The sequence below is a fragment of the Novosphingobium sp. 1529 genome (assembly GCF_040544855.1).
Classification (GTDB): domain Bacteria; phylum Pseudomonadota; class Alphaproteobacteria; order Sphingomonadales; family Sphingomonadaceae; genus Novosphingobium; species Novosphingobium capsulatum.
The window spans coordinates 26,321-48,530 of the sequence record NZ_JBEPKW010000018.1; the positions used below are offsets into that span (position 1 = coordinate 26,321).

General features: G+C 62.2%; 22 protein-coding genes and 1 tRNA gene. 18 read left to right on the top strand and 5 right to left on the bottom strand.

Translation table 11 applies throughout. The annotated features are described in order from the left end of the window. Nucleotides 1–44: 44 nt before the first annotated feature. Together ABIC78_RS20305 and ABIC78_RS20310 are read left to right on the top strand one after the other, a co-directional pair. Nucleotides 45–131 (top strand) — tRNA-Leu (locus ABIC78_RS20305). A gap of 158 nt (nucleotides 132–289) precedes the next feature. Continuing rightward, nucleotides 290–1,495 carry a tyrosine-type recombinase/integrase gene (locus ABIC78_RS20310; protein ID WP_354491690.1) on the top strand — a complete coding sequence of 402 codons (1,206 nt, stop codon included), beginning with the start codon at nucleotides 290–292 and terminating at the stop codon, nucleotides 1,493–1,495. Here ABIC78_RS20310 and ABIC78_RS20315 read toward each other — a convergent pair. Beyond that, nucleotides 1,443–1,781, bottom strand: a complete 339-nt coding sequence (locus ABIC78_RS20315; protein WP_354491692.1) for a GIY-YIG nuclease family protein — start codon at nucleotides 1,779–1,781, stop codon at nucleotides 1,443–1,445. The genes ABIC78_RS20310 and ABIC78_RS20315 overlap by 53 nt on opposite strands. 103 nt (nucleotides 1,782–1,884) lie before the next feature. Here ABIC78_RS20315 and ABIC78_RS20320 point away from each other — a divergent pair, with 103 nt between their 5' ends. Together ABIC78_RS20320 and ABIC78_RS20325 are read left to right on the top strand one after the other, a co-directional pair. Further along, nucleotides 1,885–2,463, top strand: coding sequence for a DUF2239 family protein (locus tag ABIC78_RS20320; RefSeq protein WP_354491694.1), 579 nt, complete (start codon nucleotides 1,885–1,887; stop codon nucleotides 2,461–2,463). Continuing rightward, nucleotides 2,460–2,912: an ester cyclase gene (locus ABIC78_RS20325; protein ID WP_354491696.1), complete on the top strand. Its 453-nt coding sequence runs from the start codon at nucleotides 2,460–2,462 to the stop codon at nucleotides 2,910–2,912. The genes ABIC78_RS20320 and ABIC78_RS20325 overlap by 4 nt, the downstream gene beginning before the upstream one ends. Here the strand turns inward: ABIC78_RS20325 and ABIC78_RS20330 are convergent. Continuing rightward, on the bottom strand, nucleotides 2,888–3,097 hold the full coding sequence (locus tag ABIC78_RS20330; protein ID WP_354491698.1) for a helix-turn-helix transcriptional regulator: 210 nt from the start codon (nucleotides 3,095–3,097) through the stop codon (nucleotides 2,888–2,890). The two genes, ABIC78_RS20325 and ABIC78_RS20330, sit on opposite strands and share 25 nt — an antisense overlap. Nucleotides 3,098–3,232: 135 nt before the next feature. Here ABIC78_RS20330 and ABIC78_RS20335 point away from each other — a divergent pair, with 135 nt between their 5' ends. From ABIC78_RS20335 to ABIC78_RS20385, 11 genes are all read left to right on the top strand, one after another. Continuing rightward, nucleotides 3,233–3,439 (top strand): DUF6118 family protein, encoded by a 207-nt coding sequence (locus tag ABIC78_RS20335; RefSeq protein WP_354491700.1) that lies wholly within the window; start codon nucleotides 3,233–3,235, stop codon nucleotides 3,437–3,439. Nucleotides 3,440–3,636: 197 nt separating this feature from the next. Beyond that, on the top strand, nucleotides 3,637–4,005 hold the full coding sequence (locus tag ABIC78_RS20340) for a DUF2946 family protein (protein ID WP_354491702.1): 369 nt from the start codon (nucleotides 3,637–3,639) through the stop codon (nucleotides 4,003–4,005). An 84-nt stretch (nucleotides 4,006–4,089) separates the two neighbouring features. Further along, a complete protein-coding gene (locus tag ABIC78_RS20345; protein ID WP_354491704.1) occupies nucleotides 4,090–6,222 on the top strand; it encodes a TonB-dependent siderophore receptor in 2,133 nt (710 codons plus the stop codon). Between the two features lie 13 nt (nucleotides 6,223–6,235). After that, nucleotides 6,236–7,150, top strand: coding sequence for an alpha/beta hydrolase (locus ABIC78_RS20350; protein ID WP_354491706.1), 915 nt, complete (start codon nucleotides 6,236–6,238; stop codon nucleotides 7,148–7,150). Nucleotides 7,151–7,261: 111 nt separating this feature from the next. After that, entirely contained in the window at nucleotides 7,262–7,654 is a 393-nt protein-coding gene (locus ABIC78_RS20355; RefSeq protein WP_354491708.1) for a DUF2946 family protein, read from the top strand. A 90-nt stretch (nucleotides 7,655–7,744) separates the two neighbouring features. Further along, on the top strand, nucleotides 7,745–8,263 hold the full coding sequence (locus tag ABIC78_RS20360) for a DUF2244 domain-containing protein (RefSeq protein ID WP_354491710.1): 519 nt from the start codon (nucleotides 7,745–7,747) through the stop codon (nucleotides 8,261–8,263). A 151-nt stretch (nucleotides 8,264–8,414) separates the two neighbouring features. Continuing rightward, nucleotides 8,415–8,918, top strand: coding sequence for a copper chaperone PCu(A)C (locus ABIC78_RS20365; RefSeq protein WP_354491712.1), 504 nt, complete (start codon nucleotides 8,415–8,417; stop codon nucleotides 8,916–8,918). Next, on the top strand, nucleotides 8,905–9,528 hold the full coding sequence (locus ABIC78_RS20370) for an SCO family protein (protein WP_354491714.1): 624 nt from the start codon (nucleotides 8,905–8,907) through the stop codon (nucleotides 9,526–9,528). Before ABIC78_RS20365 ends, ABIC78_RS20370 begins: the two co-directional genes overlap by 14 nt. 44 nt (nucleotides 9,529–9,572) lie before the next feature. Then, on the top strand, nucleotides 9,573–11,855 hold the full coding sequence (locus ABIC78_RS20375) for a TonB-dependent receptor (protein WP_354491715.1): 2,283 nt from the start codon (nucleotides 9,573–9,575) through the stop codon (nucleotides 11,853–11,855). A gap of 59 nt (nucleotides 11,856–11,914) precedes the next feature. Then, nucleotides 11,915–13,381, top strand: a complete 1,467-nt coding sequence (locus ABIC78_RS20380) for a PepSY-associated TM helix domain-containing protein (protein WP_354491717.1) — start codon at nucleotides 11,915–11,917, stop codon at nucleotides 13,379–13,381. A gap of 472 nt (nucleotides 13,382–13,853) precedes the next feature. Then, entirely contained in the window at nucleotides 13,854–15,515 is a 1,662-nt protein-coding gene (locus tag ABIC78_RS20385) for a M28 family peptidase (protein WP_354491719.1), read from the top strand. A 224-nt stretch (nucleotides 15,516–15,739) separates the two neighbouring features. On the opposite strand, the gene ABIC78_RS20390 is transcribed toward ABIC78_RS20385, so the two are convergent. After that, nucleotides 15,740–16,672 carry a hypothetical protein gene (locus ABIC78_RS20390; protein WP_354491721.1) on the bottom strand — a complete coding sequence of 311 codons (933 nt, stop codon included), beginning with the start codon at nucleotides 16,670–16,672 and terminating at the stop codon, nucleotides 15,740–15,742. A 325-nt stretch (nucleotides 16,673–16,997) separates the two neighbouring features. On the opposite strand from ABIC78_RS20390, the gene ABIC78_RS20395 reads away from it, so the two are divergent. Next, complete coding sequence (locus ABIC78_RS20395) at nucleotides 16,998–18,248, top strand: tyrosine-type recombinase/integrase (protein ID WP_354491723.1); 1,251 nt, start codon at nucleotides 16,998–17,000, stop codon at nucleotides 18,246–18,248. Nucleotides 18,249–18,553: 305 nt separating this feature from the next. On the opposite strand, the gene ABIC78_RS20400 is transcribed toward ABIC78_RS20395, so the two are convergent. Together ABIC78_RS20400 and ABIC78_RS20405 are read right to left on the bottom strand one after the other, a co-directional pair. Next, entirely contained in the window at nucleotides 18,554–19,108 is a 555-nt protein-coding gene (locus tag ABIC78_RS20400; protein ID WP_354491725.1) for a PIN domain-containing protein, read from the bottom strand. Between the two features lie 6 nt (nucleotides 19,109–19,114). After that, nucleotides 19,115–19,756, bottom strand: a complete 642-nt coding sequence (locus tag ABIC78_RS20405) for a hypothetical protein (protein WP_354491727.1) — start codon at nucleotides 19,754–19,756, stop codon at nucleotides 19,115–19,117. A 422-nt stretch (nucleotides 19,757–20,178) separates the two neighbouring features. Between ABIC78_RS20405 and ABIC78_RS20410 the strand changes: the two genes are divergently transcribed. After that, nucleotides 20,179–20,565, top strand: coding sequence for an excisionase family DNA-binding protein (locus ABIC78_RS20410; protein WP_354491729.1), 387 nt, complete (start codon nucleotides 20,179–20,181; stop codon nucleotides 20,563–20,565). Between the two features lie 83 nt (nucleotides 20,566–20,648). Beyond that, a complete protein-coding gene (locus ABIC78_RS20415; protein WP_354491731.1) occupies nucleotides 20,649–21,857 on the top strand; it encodes an abortive infection family protein in 1,209 nt (402 codons plus the stop codon). Nucleotides 21,858–22,210 lie beyond the last annotated feature (353 nt).

The following is a 22,210-nucleotide window of genomic DNA, read 5'->3' on the forward strand; positions in this document are numbered from 1 at the left end:
CCTACCCCGACGGGATGTGCCCTTGGCCAACCCGGATGCGATATGCGGTCGTGGCGGAATTGGTAGACGCGCAACGTTGAGGTCGTTGTGGGCGAAAGCCCGTGGAAGTTCGAGTCTTCTCGACCGCACCAGCACCCCTCCCAGGGCTGCTCAGGAAATCGCCAAATGGCTGAAAAAAGCCATTTCTTGCCTCACCGCAACCCATCGTGTATCCTCCCAGCGCACGCAAAACGGGGGACCAGACGGGGGACTGAAACCACCCCTTTTCTCCCCGCTGAGGAAAGGATCGGTGAAGCAGCACATCCTCTCGCACATCGCCGCGCGCAATGCGCCACCCGGCCGCTATGGTGACGGTGCGGGCCTGTGGCTGCACAAGCGTGAACGAGCCCGGGGCAAGTGGGTGCTGCGCTATTTCCTCAAGGGCCGCCGCCGCGAAATGGGCCTGGGGCCCTGGCCCGATGTTTCCATCGCCGATGCCAGAGCCGCCGCTGCCGAGGCCCGCGCCACCTTGCGCGCCGGGCAGTGTCCGATCGAAGCCCGCCGCCAGCAGAACCGGGTAATCGCGCGCCTGACGGTCGCCCAGGCGATCGCCAGCTGCTTCGAAGCGCGCAAGGCCCAGCTCAAAGGCGATGGTGCGGCCGGGCGCTGGCTGTCCCCGCTCAACGTCCATGTTATTCCCAAGATCGGGGATCGCGCGATCGAGGATGTCGATCAGCATGCTCTGCGCGACCTGCTGGCGCCGATCTGGCACACCAAGCCCGAAGCGGCGGCCAAGGCGCTCAATCGTCTCAGCCTGACCTTTACCCACGCGGCCGCGCTCGGGCTCGCCGTCGATCTCCAGGCCTGCCTCAAGGCGCGTGCCCTGCTCGGCAAGCAGCGCCACGAGACCGAGCACATTCCGGCCCTGCCTTATGCCGATGCACCCAAGTTCTATCAGTGGCTGGGCAAGCTCGACACGACGGCCGCACGGGCACTGCGCTTCCTGATGCTGACCCTTGCTCGCACCAGCGAAGTGCGGCTCGCTACCAGCGATGAAATCGAGGGTGAGGTCTGGAGCCTCTCGGCCAAGCGCACCAAGACCAACGAGAGCCGCCGCATTCCCCTGGTGGCCGAGGCGCAGGCGCTGGTGGCGGGTCAATCCGGCCACCTGTTTGCGGCCTATCGCGGCAAGCCGCTGTCCGACATGGCGATGACCGCGCTGATGGATCGCGCTGGACTGAGCGCGCGGCCGCACGGGTTTCGCAGCACGTTCCGGACTTGGGCCGAGGAATGCACCAAGGCGGATTTCGAGACCAAGGAAGCCTGTCTTGGTCACGCGGTCGATGTTGGCGTTGTGGGTGCCTACCAGCGCAGCGACCGGCTCGCCAAGCGGCGCAAGCTGCTGGAGGCCTGGCACAAGCACCTGACGCGGCCGGTTGCCGCAGACGGAGTCTCTGGCGCCGCTAGATCCGCGCGCCGCCGAGTTGCTCCAGCCAGTGCAGGTGAAGGTTCCTGAGCGCGGTGCGGCGTGGATAGCCAGGATCGTCTTCGTCGCGCAGGTGCGCGATCACGGCAAAGGTGAAGGCCGCGCTGCCATGCGCGTTCCAGGCTTCCTGCAGCGCGCGGTGCGGATTGGCGCCCTGGCGCAGCGTGAACCACAGGCGGTTCTCGATGGTCGAAAGGTCCGGGGCGCTGCCGATCCACAGTTCATCGGTTGCCACACAGCGGATGGCATAGATGCCTGCCGCGATCTTGCGCTCCTTGTAGGCCGCGACGGCGGCCTTGCGCGTGGTCTCTGTCATGTCCTGCCTTTCGTGCTGCGCGCGTCCTCCACGACCACTTGACCGCGCATACAATTATATCCGGGTGTATTGTAGAATAAATTTATCCGGCTATAAAAAGCCCATGACGAATGAACTCTCCCTGCAGTGCACCGCCTTTGCTGGCCTGCGCAAACTGGCCCAAGGGGCGCTGATCGATGTGGCCTTAGTGGTGAAGACCGCAGAAACCCGGGACATGGACGCTGTGCTCGTGTTTGACGACGCCACCGGACGCGTGCTCGATCTCGATTTGCGTGGCACCACGGCAGAGATCGTTGCGCGGCTTGCCCGCCCGGGCGGCGGTGAGGCAGAGCCGGCGCGCGGGCGCGGGCGGCCCAAGCTCGGCGTCGTGCCGCGCGAGGTGACGCTGTTGCCACGTCATTGGGAATGGCTGGCGCAGCAGCCCGGCGGTGCCTCAGGCGCGCTGCGCCGACTGGTCGACGAAGCACGGCGGGCTGATCATGGGCGAACCGAGCGCAAGGGCGCGCAGCAGCGCGCCTACACGTTCCTGTCCGCCCTGGCAGGCGATCTGCCAGGCTACGAAGAGGCGATTCGCGCGCTGTTTGCCGACGATGGCGACGCGTTCGCGGCCAGGATGGCGGCTTGGCCGCAGGATATTCGCGATCACGCGCTGATGCTGGCCAGCGGGGAGGGCGCGGCATGATGCGCAGTGGCCTGCGCAAGCAGCGCCTCGCGGCCTTCATTCAAGCGGTCTGGGATGAAGGGAGCGTGGAGGCGGCCGACGACTACATCGCCGAAGCCTATACCCTCCACCACGATCCCGGCGATCCGTGGCACGGCCAGACGCTCGATCGCGCCGGTTTCAAGGACCGTGTCCGGCAATCGCGCGCGGCGTTTCCGGATCAGCGCTTTGCCACCCAGGGCCTATTGGCCGATGGTGACAGCGTGGTGATGACCTGGCTGTGGCGCGGCACGCACGCGGCCGATCTGCCGGGCTATCCGGCCACGGGCCAGACGATCCACATGTCTGGTGCGACGGTCTACATGTTTGACGCGGACGATCGCCTGACTGGCCATTGGCAGATCACCGACCGGCTTGGCGTCTACCAGCAATTACAACGCGGGCGTCAGGAAGCGTCGCCTGCCTCATAGAACATGGGATTGCGCATCCACTCACGGATGGCAGATTCCCGCCAGCCGGTGCGGCGCGTGGCAATGCGCACCTGCTTTGGAAACGTCCCCGCCTGGATCTTGCGGTAGAGAGTGGCGCGGGTCAGGCCGGTGCGATCAAGCACGGCATTGAGGCGCAGGATGCGGTCTGGGGGCTGTTCGTTCATGGCGTGGTCTTCCTGCGCTGTGGTTAGTTTTCTTGCTCCGTCGCTGTGAGATTTGTTGGTCTGCGGTCAGCGTCAAGAGTGCCAAAAACGGTACCAACGCACTGAATCTACGCCTGATTACGCCAGGGCTGTCGATTGTACACCAGGGTTCTCCATCGCGATGGTTGGGCGGCTGGGCAGCGGATGCTGCAGTTATATAATCCGCAGCGGTGGAGCGCGTTGCGGGACGCCGCCAGCGTTTGGGCGAGCAATGCCAAAGCGTTGGAGGATTGCCAGAAGCGTGCGGCGAAGGTCGGAAAGGGTGTGAGTTGCTCAATCTCGTTAGGCGACCGGCAAAGGTAGGCGCAGGACCGATTTCGTCCGGCATTGCGGACGAACCGGAACGGCGGCTTACCTTCAGCAAAATCCAATTGCTGACATTGCCAGATAGATTGCTTGGCCATTGATGGTCAGTGACAAACTGTCCCGGTGACATTGCGCCTAACCCACTCTATGTGCGGCTTGTGGAGTGGGTTCGCCGCCTTCTGGCCCGACGTGGCTTGACCACGCTGATCTGCTGTGCAGTTTTGGCGCTGCGGTTGCTTGTGCCTTCGGGCTACATGGTCGAGGCTGGCGGCAGCCGCATTACCATCTCGATCTGCAACGGCGTGGCTTCGGCTCCGATGTCGGTGTCATTACCGCTCAAGCATGATGGCGGCACGCAGGATAGCCCGCAGCATAGCGAGCACGCCATGCCATGCCCCTATGGCAGCCTGGCCCATGCGGCCTTGCCTGCGGCGGACCCCATCCAGCTTGCGCAGTTGCTGGTTTTCATCCTCGCCGTGGCATGGCTCGGCCTGGCTTTGCCTGCCCGCAGTGCACCCACGTATATCAGGCCTCCGCTAAGAGGGCCGCCGATCTACCTTTGATCCTGCTTGTTGGGTGCCGCCTTGCGCGCCCGTTCCGGATTCTGGTCGGGCGCCTATGCGCGCTGACCATTCAAAGGTATTTTCATGCGTTCGCTACTTCTTGCAGGCACTTGCGTGTCTGCCGCGGCCTGTGCTGCTGCTTTCCTTCTCCCCACCACCGCCATGGCGCAAATCACCACGGACCAGAGCAAAGCCGCGCCAAGCTGGGCAGGCGACCAGATCATCGTCACCGGCAAGCGTGATACCTATGCCGCGCCGACCTCAGCCTCGGCCACGCGCACAGACACGCCGCTGATCCAGGTACCGCAATCGGTGCAGGTGGTGACCGGCGCGCTGCTCAAAGAGCAGGATCGGCGCACGCTGGGCGATGCGCTGGTCAATGTCTCGGGCGTGACCCCCACGCGGTCGGACGAGACTTTGTTCATCCCGCCGATCCTGCGTGGGTTTCCCGGCGAGGTCTATCTCGACGGCCTGCCGATTTTCGCGGGCAACCAGCAGGCGTTTGATCCCAACAGCCTCGTAGGCGTCGCCGCGATCTCGGTGCTGAAGGGTCCGAGCGCCACGCTCTATGGCGGCGGCCTTGGCACGCCTTTGGGCGGCATCATCAACATCGAAACGGCGCGCCCGACGGACAAGACCGGCGGAACCCTTGCCTTGCGCGCGGGCAGCTTTTCGACATGGAACCCCTATGGCGATGTCAACCTCGCCTTGTCGCCTGAGGTCTCGGCCAAGATCGCGGGCGAGTATCAAAGCAACGGGAGCTGGATCGACAAGGTCAAGGGCAAGCGCTGGTCGGTGCAACCCAGCATCCTGTTCAAGCTGACGCCCGACACCGATCTGCTGGTGCAGGGCCAGTTCAATCACCGCGGCGCGCTGGAATATTCAGGCCTGCCCGCCGATGCGGCACTGGCCGGCACGATTGCCCGCAATGCCTTCCCCGGCTCGCCTATTGGACAGCCGCAGACCGACAATGACAACCGCATGGGCACGGTCACCCTGCGTCATGCGTTCTCAGAACGTGTGAAGCTGACGATCAGCGGGCGCTATTATGCCAATGAGGTCGACGAAAGGGGCAGCTTCGTCTTTCCCGATCTGATGCCCACCGGCACCATCGCGCCGAACTACGATGTCTATCCCATCTCCATGACCAACCGGACGAAGGAGGCGACGTTTGACGCCAATCTGGCTGCCCGGTTCGATGCGTTGGGCGGCACGCATAATCTGCTCGGCGGGGTCAACTATGACTGGACCAGCTTCTACAGCGGCATGGGCCTGTTCGTCAGCAACAGCCCATCGGGCACGATCAACCTGTCGAAGCCGGTCTACAACCTGAGCTACACCGCGCAAACACCCGCCAACTCCAACGAGCGCGACCACTATCAGACGCTTGCCGCCTATGTGCAGGATCAGGCGACCTATGGCCCGCTGCATCTGACCGGCGGCCTGCGTCTGACCTCGCTACGCTTCGTCGAGGACAGCGATTACGGCGTGGCCAATCACAAGACCTATACCCATGTCTCGCCCCGCATCGGCGCCACACTGGATGTGGTGCAAGGTGTTGCGCTGTTCGCAGGCTGGGCCACGGCCTTCCGCGCGCCCTTCGCCTATATCAGCCTCCAGCCTTCCAAGCCGGAAGGGTCGAGCAATGTCGAGGCAGGGGTCAAGCTGGCCCTGCCCAAGGCGGGCCTGTCGGGCACGTTCGCGCTGTTCAGCCAGACGCATGATAATGTCGCCACGGCTGACCCGAAGAATGTGGGCTTCTACATCCAGTCCGGCCGCCAGCGGGCGCGGGGGTTGGAAGTCGATCTGGTGTGGGAACCGAGACCTGCACTCTCGCTGCTGGCCAATTACGCCTATACCGACACGCGCGACAATGGCGTGGCGCCGGGCGACAGACTGGCCCGCGTCCCCGAAAGCAGCGGGCGCATCGCGGCGCGCTATCGCATCCTGCACGGGGCGGCCAAGGGGCTGGCCTTTGGCGCAGGGATCACGGCCGTCACCTCGCGGCAGTTGACGCTGCCCAATTCGATTGCCGTGCCGGGCTATGCCGTCATCGATGCGCAAGGCTCCTATGACATTGGCCGCTTCACGCTGGGCGTTTCGGTGGTCAATCTGGGTGGGCGGCGCGCATGGGATCCTTATTCCTATATGGGCTATCCGGTGGTTGGCCCCAATCAGCCGCGCTCGGCCTATGTCACGCTCAAGGCCAGGCTTTGAGGGAGCGGGCAGCATGAAGCGTTGGACGGATTGGGCGATGCTGGGGCTGTTGGCGGCATTGCTGCCAACCAGCACCATGGCGCGCCAGGCTGCGGTGGGTGGAGTGATGATGCCGCTCTACCCCAAGGGGAGCACCGATGCGCTCGGCGTGCCAGAAACCCGCGAGCGCATCGCCGAGGCGGATGAGACGTTTATCTTCAACGTCAGCGATCCAACGCTCGAAATATTTCGCCCGGCGCGGCCCAATGGCACGGCGGTGATCGTGGCACCGGGCGGTGGCTTTGTCGGCTTGGCCTATGAACATGGTGGGCGAGACATTGCCCGCCGTCTGGCCCGCCATGGCGTCACCGCTCTGGTTCTCAAATACCGCACGATACAAAGCCCACAGGACGCGATGCGCATGCCCGAAGTGCATGAGAGGGAGATGGCCGCGATCATCGCGCGGGCAAAAAGCGGGGAGCCTGCGCCGGTGCGCCCCTTTGCCGGTGAGGCTCACGCGGTGGAAGATGGCTCCCGCGCCATGACGCTTGTGCGCGAGCACGCCAGGGCTTGGGGCGTTGATCCTGATCGGATCGGTATGCTCGGCTTTTCATCGGGCGCATTCCTCGCCGCAGATCTGGCCATTGGCGACAAGGTCAGTCGGCCTGCCTTTGTGGGGCTGATCTATGGTGGTTTGCGCGGGCCAGTGCCCGCCGATGCCGCGCCCGCCTTTATCGCGGCGGCTGCGGATGACTCCTATCTGCCGCAGGATGGGCCGTTGCTCTATGCGGCGTGGCGCAAGGCTGGCGGGGCGGCGGAACTTCACATGTTCGAGCGCGGTGGCCATGGCTTTGATCTGAGGCCGAAAGGCGCGACAAGCGACCATTGGTTCGATGAGTTCCTATGGTGGATGCGTTCGCGCGGTCTTCTGCCCGAGAAGCGCAAGTAATCACCTGCCATCGTAACTTGGCCCTACTCACCCGCCACATGGGGCAAATTGTCCAAATTTGATCCAGACCGGTGACACATAAGCACACGGACTATAGACGCAAGATCGATCATGCTCACGTTCCGCGCCTTTTTCATGTCTAACCCCCGCGTGGCCGCTCTGCTGGTCGCGCTGGCTTTGTGCATGAAGGCGCTGATTCCCGCCGGTTATATGCTGGGCGGCGACACGAAAACGATCACGGTGCAGATCTGCGCCGATTCGCTGGGCCATCAGATCACCAAACAGATCGAGCTTAGCAGCAAGGACCACGGCAAAGCAAAAGCCGATACGCCCTGCGCCTTCACCGCGCTGACCCATGGCGCGCTGGGCGGGGCCGATCCCATCCTGCTGGCCGCCGCGCTGCTGTTCATTCTCGCGCTGGGTTTTGCGCCGCACCTTCCCGCGGCACCCAAGCGCGTCCACTATCTGCGTCCGCCGCTGCGCGGACCGCCTGCGCTGGCCTGACAGAACCTTCCCTTTCTGTCGGATAGGCCGGTGCGCGGGCTCTCCTTCCCATAAAGCCCGATGCCCCGGCCATGGCCGGAGTAGTCCTTCATGTACGAGATTTTATGCCGCTCGCCCGAGCGGCCCTTCGCCCTGAGCGCGCACAGCGATGTGCCGCAAGGGCACCACGCAGGCCTTGTCCTGCATATGCGCGAGAACCGCTCGCACTTGAGCGAACCCGCCCGCCAGACCTTTGCGGTGCTGGGCGCGATGATGATGGCGCTGTCGATCCTGCCTGCGATGTCTGGCCATTGGCTGGTGCCAGCCTATTGCCTGATGACGATGGGCGCGCTGGTCTTCGCGCTGGAGTATAATGCGCGATCCAAGCCCGCTGGCGAAGTGCTGGAAATTGCCCATGGCACGATCCGCCACCGCGATGCCGATGGCAGGGCCACACATATGCCTTGCCTGTTCGCCAAACTGGACGCGCAGGCGCCCACACCATCCTCGCTGCGCCTCATCCTGCGCAGCCCCAAGGCGAGTGTCGAGATTGGCCGCTGCCTTGGGCTGGAGGAGCGGCAGGCGCTGATCCCGTTGATTGCTTCGGCCCTGTCACAGGGGCGCCGCTGATGCCCGCCCACATCCGTCACCTTCGCATTATGCGCCGCCGCGCATGGATTTTGGTCGCGCTGGGCCTCGTGGGCCAGATCGCTGGCGCTGCCCTCGATCCGATCAGCCATTCCGGCGCGGCCCTCGCGGCCTACCCCCAGGAGACTCATCCATGACTTTTCGCTTCAACGCCGCCATGGCGCTGGCCGCTATCACGTGCACGGCAACAACCGCTTTCGCTCGGGCCGAACACCACCATGCTGCCCACCAAACCATCGCCATCACCAACGCCTGGGCGCGTGAGACGGCACCCGCGCAGGTCAACGGCGGTGGCTTCCTGACCATCACCAACAAAAGCGATACGGCGGACCGTCTGATCTCGGCCACGTCGCCCGTGGCGCCCACCGTCCAGCTGCACACGATGAGCATGGATGGCGGCGTGATGCGGATGCGCGAATTGCCCGACGGCATTGCCGTGCCAGCCAAGGGCGTCGTCGAACTGGAACCCGGCGGCCTCCATATCATGTTCATCGGCATCAAGGCGCCGTTCAAGCCGGGTCGGACCATCGCGCTTACGCTGCGCTTTGAAAAGGCCGGGATCGTCAAAGTTGCGATGCCGGTGCGCGCGGTGGGGGCGATGAATGGCGGCATGGATATGGCCCATGACCACCACTGAGCCTGATCCCAAACCCCGCCGGGGACCGCTTCTGGCGGGCATCGCCTTGGCCGCCACGGTTGCCTTTGGGCTGGGTCTTGCGGCTTACCTTGGTGGCCATGGCAAGCCTGCGTCCGAGGCAACCCAAGTCACAAACCTCGGTGGCCCTTTCACGCTGATCGACAGCAACGGCAAACCCTTCACGCAGGCCAATCTGGCGGGCAAGCCCTATGCGATCTACTTCGGCTTCACCCGCTGCCCGGATGTATGCCCGACGACGCTGGCCAAAATGGCCCGGCTGCGGGCGAGGCTCGGCAAAGATGGCGACAAGTTCGCGCTTGTCTTCGTCTCGGTCGATCCGGGGCATGACAAGCCCAAGGACATTGGCCAGTACGTCACGCTGTTTGGCACGCCCATCATCGGCCTCACGGGCACCGATGCCCAGCTTGCGGCCATCGAGAAAGCCTATGGCGTCCATGTCGCCAAGGTGCCTCAGCCGGGCGGCGATTACACCATCGACCACACGGCGGGCGTCTATCTGATGCGCGGCGATGGACAGTTCCAGACGCTGCTCGACCACAATGAAAGCGATGACGCCTCGCTGGCGAAGCTGCGGCAGCTCTTGGGCTAAGCTGCACGATTTCACACAAATTAAGCTATTCAACAGGGGTAATCATGAAAATCTCGACTTTCGCTCTTGCCATCAGCCTTTTGGCCGGAGCCATGCCTGCCTATGCCGCCGGTGCAACTGCCGATGGGGCCGATGCCGGCGCCGCAGAAGCGCCTGCCGATCCCACCATCGTTGTGCTGGGGCAGCAGAAGACCAATGTGGCCAAGGTGCCCGCGGTCGTTCAGTCGATCACGGCGGATGACATCAAGACCAGCATCAATTCGCTCACCTCGGGCGCCTCGATCAAATATCTGCCCAGCCTTGAGGTGCGCGAACGCTATATCGGCGATCGTAACGGCATCATCCAGACGCGCACCACCACAACCACCAGCAGCGCACAATCGGTGGTCTATGCCGATGGCGTGACCATCTCGAACCTGCTGGGCAACAATTACGCCTATCCGCCGCGCTGGGGCCTGGTGGCGCCAGCCGAGATCAGCCAGGTTGACGTGATCTACGGCCCGTTCAGCGCGATCTATCCGGGCAATTCGATGGGCGGGGTCATCAACCTTACCACCCACATGCCCGACCATTTCGAGATCCATGCCGGGCTGACCGGCGCGCGCCAGTCGTTCCACCTCTATGGCAGCAACCAGCACAATTACAGCGGCGATGCCAGCCTGGCCGTGGGCGACCGTATCGGCAATCTGACGATCTGGGCAACCTACGATCACCTTGATGCGCAAGGCCAACCGATGAGCTTTGCTACCACCGGCGTTTCGACCACCGCCGCCTCACTCACTGCCAAGGTGGTGACCGGAGGCTTTCAGGATATCGATCCCGGCACTGGCAAGCCCCGCATGGTGTTCGGCGGCTATGGCATCGATCACACGGTTCAGGATCAGGGCAAGATCAAGCTGGCGTATGCTTTCACGCCCTCGCTCACGCTGACCTATATCGGCGCGCTGTGGGGCGCGCATTCCGCCACGCAGGCACAGTCCTACCTGACCGATGCCTCGGGCAATGCGGTCTACAACGGCACTTATAACCTCGGCGGCAAGGCCTACACCGTGGCCGGGCTGAACCCCACCATTAACAACCAGTTGCACATGATGCATGCGCTGGGTCTGGAGCAGAAGGGCACGCGGCTCGATTGGAAGCTGACCTTTTCCAGCTACACCTATCTGACCGAGCATAGCCTGTCGGCGTCCAACTATGGCAACACCACAGTGGGCAGCCACCAAAACATGCACAACACCAACTGGAAAGACATTGACGCGCAAGGCATCTGGCGCCCTGCTGAGGGCCATGAGGTGAGTTTTGGCTATCACCTCGACAATTTCCGTCTGCGCCAGCGCACCTATGCGCTCGCCCAGTGGACCACCTATGACGATGGCGCACAGACCGGCGCTTCCTTCGGCCAGACCACCACGCAGGCGATCTATGCGCAGGATCGTTGGAAATTGCTCGATCCGCTCACGCTGACCATCGGCGGGCGCATGGAGTTCTGGAAGGCGCAGGACGGCTCGAACTTCTCGTCGAGCACCACGCCCAACACCGTCACCTATCCCAGCCAGAGCCGCAACAATTTCTCGCCCAAGGCGGCACTGGCCTACAAGATAACCCCGGCACTGACCTCGCGTTTCTCGTTCGGGCGGGCGGTGCGCTATCCTACCGTGGCCGAACTGTTCCAGAAGGTGACCAACGGCACCAACCTCATTGCCAGCAACCCCAACCTCCTGCCCGAGGATGTCTGGGCCTATGAATGGACCAGCGAGGTCAGGGGCAAGCTCGGATCGCTGCGGGTCTCGCTGTTCCAGGAAAACCGTAAGAACGCGCTGGTCGCGCAAAAGGATACGCTGGTCAGCGCGACGGCATCCTCGGTCACCGAGAATGTGGCCTCGGTGCGTTTTCGCGGAGTGGAAGCGGCGGCCGACCTGCACGATGTGCTCATCAAGGGCTTCGACCTGCGCGGCTCGGTGACCTATGTCGATGGGGTTGTACAGTCGGACCTGCAAAACCCGGCAGCCAATGGAAAACAATTCCCCGGCGTTCCGCCCTGGCGTGCGCGTGCCGTGGCGGTCTGGCACCAGAATGACAAGCTCAGCTACTCGCTGGGTTATCGCCATTCTTCCGGCGCTTACAGCACGCTCACCAACACCGATCTCGTCATCCATGCCTATGGCGCCAGCAGCCCTTATGACATCTTCGATGCCAAGGTGACCTACCGCCTCGACAATGGCCTGACCCTGTCGGCGGGTGTGGACAATTTCACCAACAACCGGGGCTATGTCTATCACCCCTATCCCAACACCACCGGATTCATCTCGATCCGCTTTGATCGATAAGGCCGCACGCATGGGCAGTCCCAGGCGGGCTGCCCTTTATCGCAGGATGAGGATTTCCCATGACCAACACATCGATCCAGCGCGCGGCGCTCTATCGCATGATCTGGCGATGGCACTTCTATGCCGCCGTGTTCGTGCTGCCGCTGATGGTGCTGCTGTCGATTTCGGGCGCGCTCTATTTGTTCAAGCCTCAGATCGACCGCTGGGAGGAGCGCGCCTATCAGGGCCTGCCCACCGCCGGGGCGGTCCCGGCCTCGGTGCAACTCGACGCGGCCAAGGCGGCGGTGCCGGGGGGCAAGTGGACCTCCTATCGCCTGCCGCAGGTTGAAGGCGACGCCGCCGTTGTTCACTTCAAACTGCCGCAAGGCGGCGCAAGTGATGTGTTCGTCTCGCCGCAGGGCAAGGTGCTGGGCCAGATCGCGCCCGAAAACCGCATCATCGCCATCGACCGCAAGATCCATGGCCAATTGCTGCTGGGCCGCAATGGCAGTTGGCTGGTCGAACTGGCGGCCAGTTGGGCGATCGTGATGATCGTGACCGGCCTCTATCTGTGGTGGCCCAAGAATGGCGCGGCATGGGGGGCCGGCGTTGTTTGGCCGCGCGTGCATCTGGGCGGGCGGGCCGTTTGGCGCGACATGCACGCGGTCACCGGCTTTTGGGTTTCGGGGCTGGCCCTGGTGCTGCTGTTCACCGGCCTGCCATGGGCCAGCGCCTGGGGCAGCGCCTTCAAGGCGGTGCGGCAGGAGATGGGCTGGGTGAAAGGCCCGCAGGACTGGACCATCGGCGGCAAAGTGGCTGATGATGGCGGCGACGACCATGCCGGACACAACAAGCCCGATGCCATGGCAGCGATGCCCGGCATGGAAGGCATGGCCAGGATGGATATGGCCGGCGGGCACCATCACCATGCAGGCGGCATGGGCGCGGGTTTCAACGCCGCGCTGTTCGACACCATGGTTGACCATGCCAAGGCCGAACATCTAGCTTTTCCAGCTTTGGTCATCCCGCCCGGCGCGCCTGCGGGCGAAGGTGGCGCGGGCAAACCCGCCAAGGGCTGGGTCGTCAAATCGGACGCGCAAAACCGGCCCTTGCGGGTGACCTTGCGCTATGACGGGCAAACCGGCGCGTTCAAATCGCGCGAGGATATCACCAACCGCCACCCCATCGACAAGGTGATGGCCTATGGCATCGCCTGGCACGAGGGGCAGTTGTTCGGCATCATCAACCAACTCATCGGCGTGCTGACCGCGCTGATGCTGGTCACGCTGGCGGTCAGCGGCTTTGTCATGTGGCGCCGCCGCAAGCCTGAGGGCGTTTTGGGCGCGCCGCCGCGCTTTTCGCAACAGGGAAAGCTGCGGGGTGTTGGCGCTTGGGGCCTGCTGGTGTTCTTGGCTGTCTGGCTGCCGATGTTCACCGGCTCGTTGGCGATCCTGCTGCTGCTGGATCACTTCGTGCTGCCGCATTTGCCGAGACTGGCACGGTGGTTGGGGATGGAAACGAAGGGACGTGCGCAATTGGCCTCGTAACACCGAGGTGGGCGCGGATGATGGGGCATCCATTTCGGCTCGCCCCAGTTTTGCGCAATATCAGGCCCGCTGTGATCGCAGCGGGCTTGTCTATATTTGGTGAACCAATGGCGGGTTCGGACATGAAGATCAGTAGCAGTGAACGACCACTTTGAAGGGCGGGCACGGCGCCCGATTGGGTGCCGCTGGAACCGGCAGCACGCGCCTACTTGCGGACGTTGATCATAAACTTGAGAATGTCGCTGTCCCGATCAATCAGCGACCTGTTGCCATTCCGCCGAATACGGGAGAGCGCCTTCTTGCGGAATTGCTGATGCGCGTTGATCTGCTTCTCTACCCATCGCCGCGGATGGGGATTGGATAGCGCAATCCGCTCGGCCTCGATTATGCTCGCATCGTGCCGGAGGCGTAGCTCATTGATCAGTGATACGATGATGTGCAAGTGCACTAACTTGATTTGGGGGCATTGATCATGCGTTTTGTTGCCGGCCTTCTTCTGCTTTCCTCCGCTCTTGCATCACATTGCGCGCAAGCTGCACCCGCGCCGCTTTTCAAAGCGGAACGCATCTCGGATGATATCCGGATTTTGGCGTCCGACGAATTTGAGGGACGCAGCCCGGCCACCAAGGGCGAGACGCTGACCACCGCCTATCTGATCAAGCAGTTCAAGGAGGCCGGGCTGAAACCCGGCGGCGAGATCGTGAGAGGCCACCGCACGTGGACTCAGGACGTGCCGCTACAACACGCCACCTTTCTGACTATGCCTCAGGCCAGCCTTTCTGGCTTAGGCCCGCTGGTGCAGCGCAAGGACATCGCGATACGCCCGCCTCAGCACGGCGGCGCTTCATATCAAGTGACCGGGGCGCCTTTGGTGTTCGTCGGCTATGGAGTTGCTGCGCCTGAGTTGCACTGGGATGATTTCAAGGGTCTGGATCTTAAAGGTAAGATCGCCGTGGTTTTGGTCAATGATCCCGATTTCGAGGATCCGGGCTGCAAGTTGGGCTGCGCATTTGGCGGCAAGGCGATGACCTATTATGGGCGCTGGACCTACAAATACGAGGAAATGGCGCGCAGAGGGGCCGCCGGCGTGCTGGTGGTGCACGAGGACAAGCCCGCAGCTTATGGCTGGGCCACGGTCGCAGGGTCCAACACCTTCGACTCGTTTGACATTCTACGCAAAGCGCCAACCTTGGCCCACACCCCGCTGGAAGCTTGGATCACAAGGGACACAGCCCTTGCCATGTTCAAAGCATCTGGCGTTGATTTTGAAGCCGCCAAGGCCAAGGCGATGACCCGTGAATTCACACCTGTCACCCTGACGCCAACGTTCAGTGCCAGCTACTCGGCCAGGGTGGAAGTCATTCACAGCAAGAACGTTGTCGCTCTGGTGCAGGGCAAGCAGCGTCCGCATGAAACTGTCCTTTATTCGGCCCATTGGGACCATCTTGGGATTGGCGACCCAGATGCGCATGGCGACAGAATTGCCAATGGCGCCAAGGATAACGCTGCAGGCACCGCGCTGTTGCTGGAACTGGCGCGCGCGTGGGCCAAGGCGCCTGCGCCTGCGCGTAGCGTTGCCTTTCTTGCTGTTACTGGCGAAGAGCGCGGGCTGCTGGGCAGCGAATATTACGGCCAGAACCCGCTCTACTCGCTGGCAACCACTGCAGGCGCCATCAATCTGGATGGTGGCTTCAACGTCTTTGGTTCCACGCGTGACTTTACGGTCAAGGGTCTAGCCAAGAACGGATTGCTCGACATGCTGATCGCGCAGGGCGAGACCAATGGGCTTCGCTATACGCCAGAAGCTCACCCCGAGGCGGGCACCTTCTATCGTTCAGACCATTTTTCCTTCGCCAAGGTAGGTGTCCCAGCGCTATCCTATGACCCCGGTCTGGACATGGTGGATGGTGGAACCCCACGGGGCGAGGCGCTGCGCGCCGATTATTTGGCCAAGCGCTATCACCAGAACGGCGATGAATGGAGCCGCGAATGGACTTATGATAGTGCGCTGCAAACGCTCACCATGATTTATGCGGTGGGCCGCGAACTGGCCGACGGGCACGATTGGCCACAATGGGCCAGCGACAGCGAATTCGCCCTCCGGAGAAACCAAAGTGCGAAACTGCGTCATTAGCGCAGTCGCGATAACGGTAGTGTTGCGCTCAAATCGACCGAAAAATGCGGCCGCTGCCCGCATCTGTTCCAAGGCCAATGTCTGGGCTCAAACTGACATCTGCACCACATCGGGAAACGGTAATTCTGTTTAAACCCCTGTCTTCATGTGTCGCGCAGCAACGGTGAACTAGCGGCAGGTTCCGATGTGGGCACTGAGGGCTTGAACGTCCGCTTTCGCGGCGGCTATTGATCTTGCGCTGTTAACCAGGCGCGCTGCTCTTTCAGATGGTCGACGAACTCGGGGCGAGCGCAGTAAGCCTGTTCAAATGTGCTCAACGGCTGAGGAAGAGGTTGCTTGAACTTTTCCGCAGCCTCTTTGCTCAAACAACGGAAGATGACCTCGCGCTCACCCAGCATGTCGATTGGGCTGCGACTGCTATCTTTGCGCGCAATGGGCGCTGCCAGATCTGCAATCATTTTGCTCCAGCCAGTACGATTGGTTGCGGCTCGATCGTCGGCGCCGCCGGCATTGGGGGAAATTACGATCGCCGAACGAATGGCTTCGGCATCATCAAAATGGCCCAGTTCGCGCAGTGCGTTTGCCGCCCTAAAGCGAATGGCGATGGATTCAAATTCGGTGGCATCAATCTGCACCGCCTTTGCCGCCGTCACAAACTCCTCATTGTATCGGCGCGCTAATGAGCCGAGCGGATCAAGGTTTTTGGCTTCCCAACTTGCTGAAAGCAGAAGCCAATAAGGTTTGGCATCGCCCAGAAAAACGGCAGTTTTATAGGCGAGATAGTAAGGCGTTTCGCCCGAAGAGCGCAGAGCCTTGAATTCCGGACTGGCCACAAAGACTGCCAGCTTGGACACTTCCTGCGGCGTGAAGTCTCGATACATGACCAACCCGTTAGATGGGCATTGCGGCGGCAAGGTGGGAAATTGTCCTGATCCCAGCGGCATCCCATCCGGAAATGCGCCCCATGTCGAGATACTGGCCAAGCCCATATATTTGAACTTCTCACCGCCGACAGGGCACTTAACCTTTTCCTCGACATAAGTGCTTGCATGCACGGCTGAACAGGAAGCCAAGAGTGCAGAGAATGCTGTGAAAACCCACTTGGCATGTTGGGCAACAGCATTTCGGTGCCAAAATTGGTAGCAATCTTTAAGCATGTCCTTAGCCGCTCCCCGGTGATACGGATTCAGCCGTCAATGGTGAGAGAATTCAGGTGGATCGTCAAATGCTGTGTGTTGCCATCACCGCCAATCGTTGATCCCGTCGAGGGGATGATCACCCCACCCTGTCATTCTTGTTTGATGCACAATGGGCCTCCATCGCAGCCTCCCAGAGCGTCTGAAGACGTCCTGTAAGCGGCTGTTTTTCGGAACTTTTATCTGCTATTATGGCTCCGTCAGTCGAGGGCCGTTTCATCAGATCTCACCCGTGTGATGGACGAGTTGATGGTAGGCCCCGATTTCAGGATGGGGACATACCATCATGTCGAACGGAAAACGGCAGAAATCCGGGCTTACGGCGGCATGGGTGTCGCGTGCGAAGCCCAAGGACAAACCCTACAAGCTAAGCGATCGCGACGGCCTCTATCTGCTGGTCGAACCCAGCGGTAGCCGCGTCTGGCGCATGAATTACCGCATTCATGGCAAACAGAGAACCATAACTTTCGGTCGGTGGCCCGAACTGCTGCTTGGAGAGGCCCGGGAGCGACTGCTTGATGCACGTCGGCTGCTTGCCAAGGGGATTGATCCCGTCGAACACGCCAAGCTCGAAAAGATCGCCAGATCGCTGGCGGCGACGCACACGTTCGAGGCGGTGGCCAAGGAGTGGCTCGACAAAATAGTCGCCGAAGGCGCCGCGCCGATGACGGTGAAGAAAGCGCGCTGGCTCCTGGCGAAGCTTTACCCAGCAATTGGAAGGCGCCCTATCAGCGAAATCTCTGCGCATGAATTGCTGCTGGCACTCAAGAAGATAGAAGCCACCAAGCGCTACGACACCGCCAATCGGGCGCGGACAGCATCCAGCCAGGTTTTCAGATATGCCATTGCCACCGCACGGACTGAGCGCGATATCGCCTCGGATCTGCGCGGTGCGCTGATCACGCCCAAGACCACCCATCGGGCCGCAATCACGACGCCTGTTGAAACAGGGGCGCTGCTGCGCACCATCGACGATTATGATGGGCACCCCCTGACCCGAACGGCGTTGCGGATGCTTGCACATGTCTTCGTCCGGCCCGGCGAATTACGCTGGGCGGAGTGGTCCGAATTTGACCTCGAAAAGCGCGTATGGACCATCCCAGGGCACAAGATGAAGATGCGTCGCCCTCATGCTGTTCCGCTCACCAGGCAGGTGCTGGCGATACTGGCGGAGATTGAGCACGACGCCGCTTATAGCCCTTTTCTGTTCCCCTCCCTGCGCGCCGTTGATCGACCCATGTCCGATAACACAATCAATGCAGCGCTCCGGCGGCTGGGCTATGGCAAGGAGGAGATGACCGGTCATGGCTTCCGCGCCTTGGCAGCCACGCTGCTCAACGAAATGGGCTGCTGGAATCCGGACGCCATCGAGCGACAGCTTGCTCACGCTGATGGGAATTCTATTCGCCGGGCCTATGCACGGGGCCAATACTGGGAGGAACGGGTGCGCATGATGCAGCACTGGTCTGATCATCTCGACCAGCTACGCGATGGCGCGAAGATCCTGCGCCCGAAATTTGGGCACAGCGGATCGTAGAGCGTGGGCTGGCAGATTGGCAGTTAGAGACGGCCGTTGTCGACCAAATCAAGACATTCCGGTGCGGGCGCTGGAATGTCGGCTTGCGCCAAAACCGGTCACTCGCAAGTTTGACAGCTGCCGGTCGGCTCACCGTGCCGGGGATCGCCAGAGGTTCAGAGGTCAGCGCCTCGTCGGTCACTACCTCGGCGCTCCCGCGCGCGAGCGGATCCGCGTCGCTGCCCCAGGCCGCCCGCTCGGTCTTCTGGCTTGGCGCCCAAGCATAGGCATCGTGGAAGCCGATCGGGGCTCGAAAGAAATTGAGCTTACGCCCCTCCGATGGCTTCTTGCGCTCGGACGGCAGCCACGAAATCGGGCACGTCGCGCTCCAGCCAGTCGAGCAGTTCGGCACGTCCAGCCGGGGGATTGCGATACCCGGCCGCCTGCCGATCGAGTGCGGCCAGCATGGCTTCAGGCATGGCCAGGAACCGATCGCACAGAAAGGCGTCCGGCCCGATCGCGCGCAGGCCGTCGGGCAGCGGGACGAAATCCTTGAGATTCGCGGTGACGATCAGGTCCGCGCCGATCGCAACCGCTGCCGCCGCGACATGCCGATCCTTCGGATCGTTCGACATCGCGCCCTCATGCAGCGCCCAGTCCTCGACGGCCGCGTCCGGGAACGCGGTCGCCATCTGACGCTGCAAGCGCTCGGCGTTCTCCGGCGTGACGCGGTGATCCTCGACCAGGTTGCGCGACATCTCATCGAGAATCCGTTCGGACCAATGCGCCCGGAAACACCCCGCCGCTGCCACGCGCAGCAACGTGTCCCGCAGGATCATGGGGAAAAGCACATTGGCGTCGAGAACCGCTGCCACAAGCATAACTGTCTATTCCTTCGCGGCCTTCGCGGTCCGGACCCGCTTCGTCCTCGGCTGCGCGGCCTCGTCCTCGGCTACGCTGCGCTTCACTGCATTGATTTTGGCGTGTTTGCGCGTGACGTCGTTCGCTCCCACGTCGATCGCACGTTCGAGGAAGGCGCTCATGGTCGCATCCTGCAGCCCGCCGAGACCGGGGGGGTCAAAGGGTCCGTTCCCCTGCGCCTGCTTCTTCTCCCACAGGTCGAGCAGCACGATGTTAGGATTGGGCAGGAAGGCCAGGCCGAACTTCTGTCCGCCGCTCGGGCGGATCTCCACGAACCCGAAACTCTCCAACAGCTTCATACGCTCCTGCCAGCCGCGCACACCGCGCGGGCCGGTAAAGCCGGAGGCATAAGGCAGGTCGGTCGATCGGCCGAGCCGGACCAAGCCATTGTCCCAAGTCGCGCAGAACAGGGCGAAATAGGTGCAGCCCAGCGGCTTCCCCTTGGAGAGCTCGTCGAGCGCCCGCATGAGGAGCGGCATCGTCTTAGGCACGGTCGCGAACCCATGATGCTTGCCGCGATCCCACAGGCGCTCGGCCGCATCCTCGAAATAGGTGTCGCGCAGCTCGATATCCTTGGAGCGAACTGCTTTCCCCTTCAATGTGGCCATCGCTTCAATTCTCACTTTGATTTCGTGACTGGATTATCTCATTGATTTATCAGAAAAAATAGAGACATACGCAAGGCGTCAAGCTGGCTGGCCGACATCGAACCGGCGTTTCAACCTTAGTAAGCTGACTCATATGAGTCACGAGGCTTGCAGGCGGTGCGCTATATGCGGCGGCAGGGATCCAATTTTCTGAGGCTTGCCCGTGGTTTAGGCGAGGCTGCTATGACTCCATAATACTATGGTGCTAACCTGTGCTGACATGTGCTCCAGTCGTCGACCTGCTCCTCACCTCCTGTTGGTTGCGTTTGGGTCGTTTGTTCGCCATATTGACCTCCATGGCAGATGTCAGAACCTCCGAGTCCCGCAAGGGTCGCAAATCGGTTACCCATAGCGAACGGACAGCGGTGACGCACCTAGCGGGCATGTTCGCGACCGGGAGCAAGGGCAAGGCGCGCACCACGGTGCATGTCATCGACGCGACTGGGCGTCAGCTCGAACTGCCAGCGTCGCTCGCGGACGTCATGGCGCGCGCTGCTACACTCATGGCGGAAGGCCGGCAGGTATCGGTGGTCGCCGACGACGAGATGCTGACGACGCAGGCAGCGGCCGAGCGACTTAACGTCTCCCGACAATATGTCGTGCGCCTGGTCGATGGCGGCACCTTGCCCGGGGTCAAGGTCGGCAGCCATCGCCGGCTGCGCGCGGCCGATATCGAGGCCTATCGAATCAAGCGTGATGCGACCCGCAATGAGGCGCTCGATCAGCTCGCGGCGCTGAGCGAGGACATGGACGGCTACCGCCTTCGCTGACCTTTCACGTCCTCACGCTCGACCGATCGTCATGAATGGAAGCGCCTGTCTGTGCTTCGTCCGGTGAAAGAGGGTTTCAAGGCATGGGTGCCGATCCGTCCCTGATCAAAGCGATCCGTACACGCGCGGCCGAGATCATTGCCGATGCCAAGGCCTACGACGTGCCCGCGTTATGCGTACTGCTCGGTCTTGAGGCCGGGACGGAAGACGAAGCGATGCGCAGCAAGTTCAAATATGCGCATTCCCGGCTGATGGAGGTACCGGCGCCTAAGCTGCTGCCGATGATCCACGCGCTCCTGGCCGAAGAGGCGGATTTCGCTTTGTCGGAATTGCTCGCCAAGGCCGAAGAATCTGACGGGCCTATGGTCTCGGCGCTGACGCGGCGCCGGATCATCAGTCTCTTCGACGGCCAGTATCTTTGCAGCGAGTATGACGAGCTGATCTTTCTGGAGACGATCTGGCCGCTCGGCGCGATGCCGTCGGTTTTTCAGAATGATTGGGGCGAACGCAGCAGCCTGCGTGAGGATGTCCTCCAGCACACGGTAAGGAACGACGACTGGAGCAATCGCGAACTGCTCGAGCATCTCGGCCTGATCGACTGCTCGAAGGTGCTGTTCTTTCGCGTACTCGAAGCGCTGGTTCATCCGACCACTGTCTCCGATACGGTCCAGCAGGCACGGGTAGAAGGCATTAACGAGCATCTGCGCCATGACGGCTATCGCCTGCAGCGCGCGGGCCGCCTGTCGGGAAGCGTGATCTACAAGGTCGAAGCGGCCGCGATTGGTTCGCCGGCCGAAGCCAGCATCTCCGGGACGCTCGCGCGATTCGAGCCCGAGCAGGTCCATGCGCGCTGGGAGGCAGCGCTCGATCGTCGCGCGACGGATCCGGCAGGCGCCATCACGCTGGCGCGCACGCTGCTCGAAGACGTCTTCCGCTGGCTCCTGGACGATCTCGCGCCGACGCTGGAGGCGCCGGCAACGGATCAGGACGATCTGCCGCAGCTCTACCGCAAATTATCGAAGGCGCTGAACTTGGCGCCGGACGGGCATAGCGAGCCGGTCTTCAAGCAGATCCTCGGCAACTGCCAGTCGATCGTCGAATCGCTCGGTGCCTTGCGCAACAGGCTCGGCGACGCGCACAGCAGCGGTCCGCGTAAGGCGAAGCCCGCGCCGCGCCACGCCGAACTGGCGGTCAATCTTGCAGGGTCGATGGCGACCTTTCTTGTGGCGACCTGGGAAGCTCGCAAGGACGCGGTCCCTGCGAACGAAGCGGCGGCCGAACGTGCGGCCTGAGGCTGGCCGGAAAAGTGAGCGGAGATGCTATTGGGCCAGCTTCTGTTGCTCTCAATGCCACTCCGGCGAACGCCAAATGACTGCTCCAGACACGAACGACCGGCAGCAGGCGACCAAAACGCGTCGATCGCGGTCGGACTTTGAACGTCAGCTCCTGCCAGAACCGGCCGTTTGCTGAGCCCGAGATCGGTTTTCTTCTCGGTCAGGTCGAGGGTCGGCAGGGCCTGTCGTTAGTCGATCGATATTATGGCGATCAGTGTAACCATCCGGTCAGGGCCGCGGAAGGATGATGTTTGGTGGGCGGCGGCTGTCAGCCGCCCGCGCCAGCTGGTTTGCTCAACCCTTGGTGAATT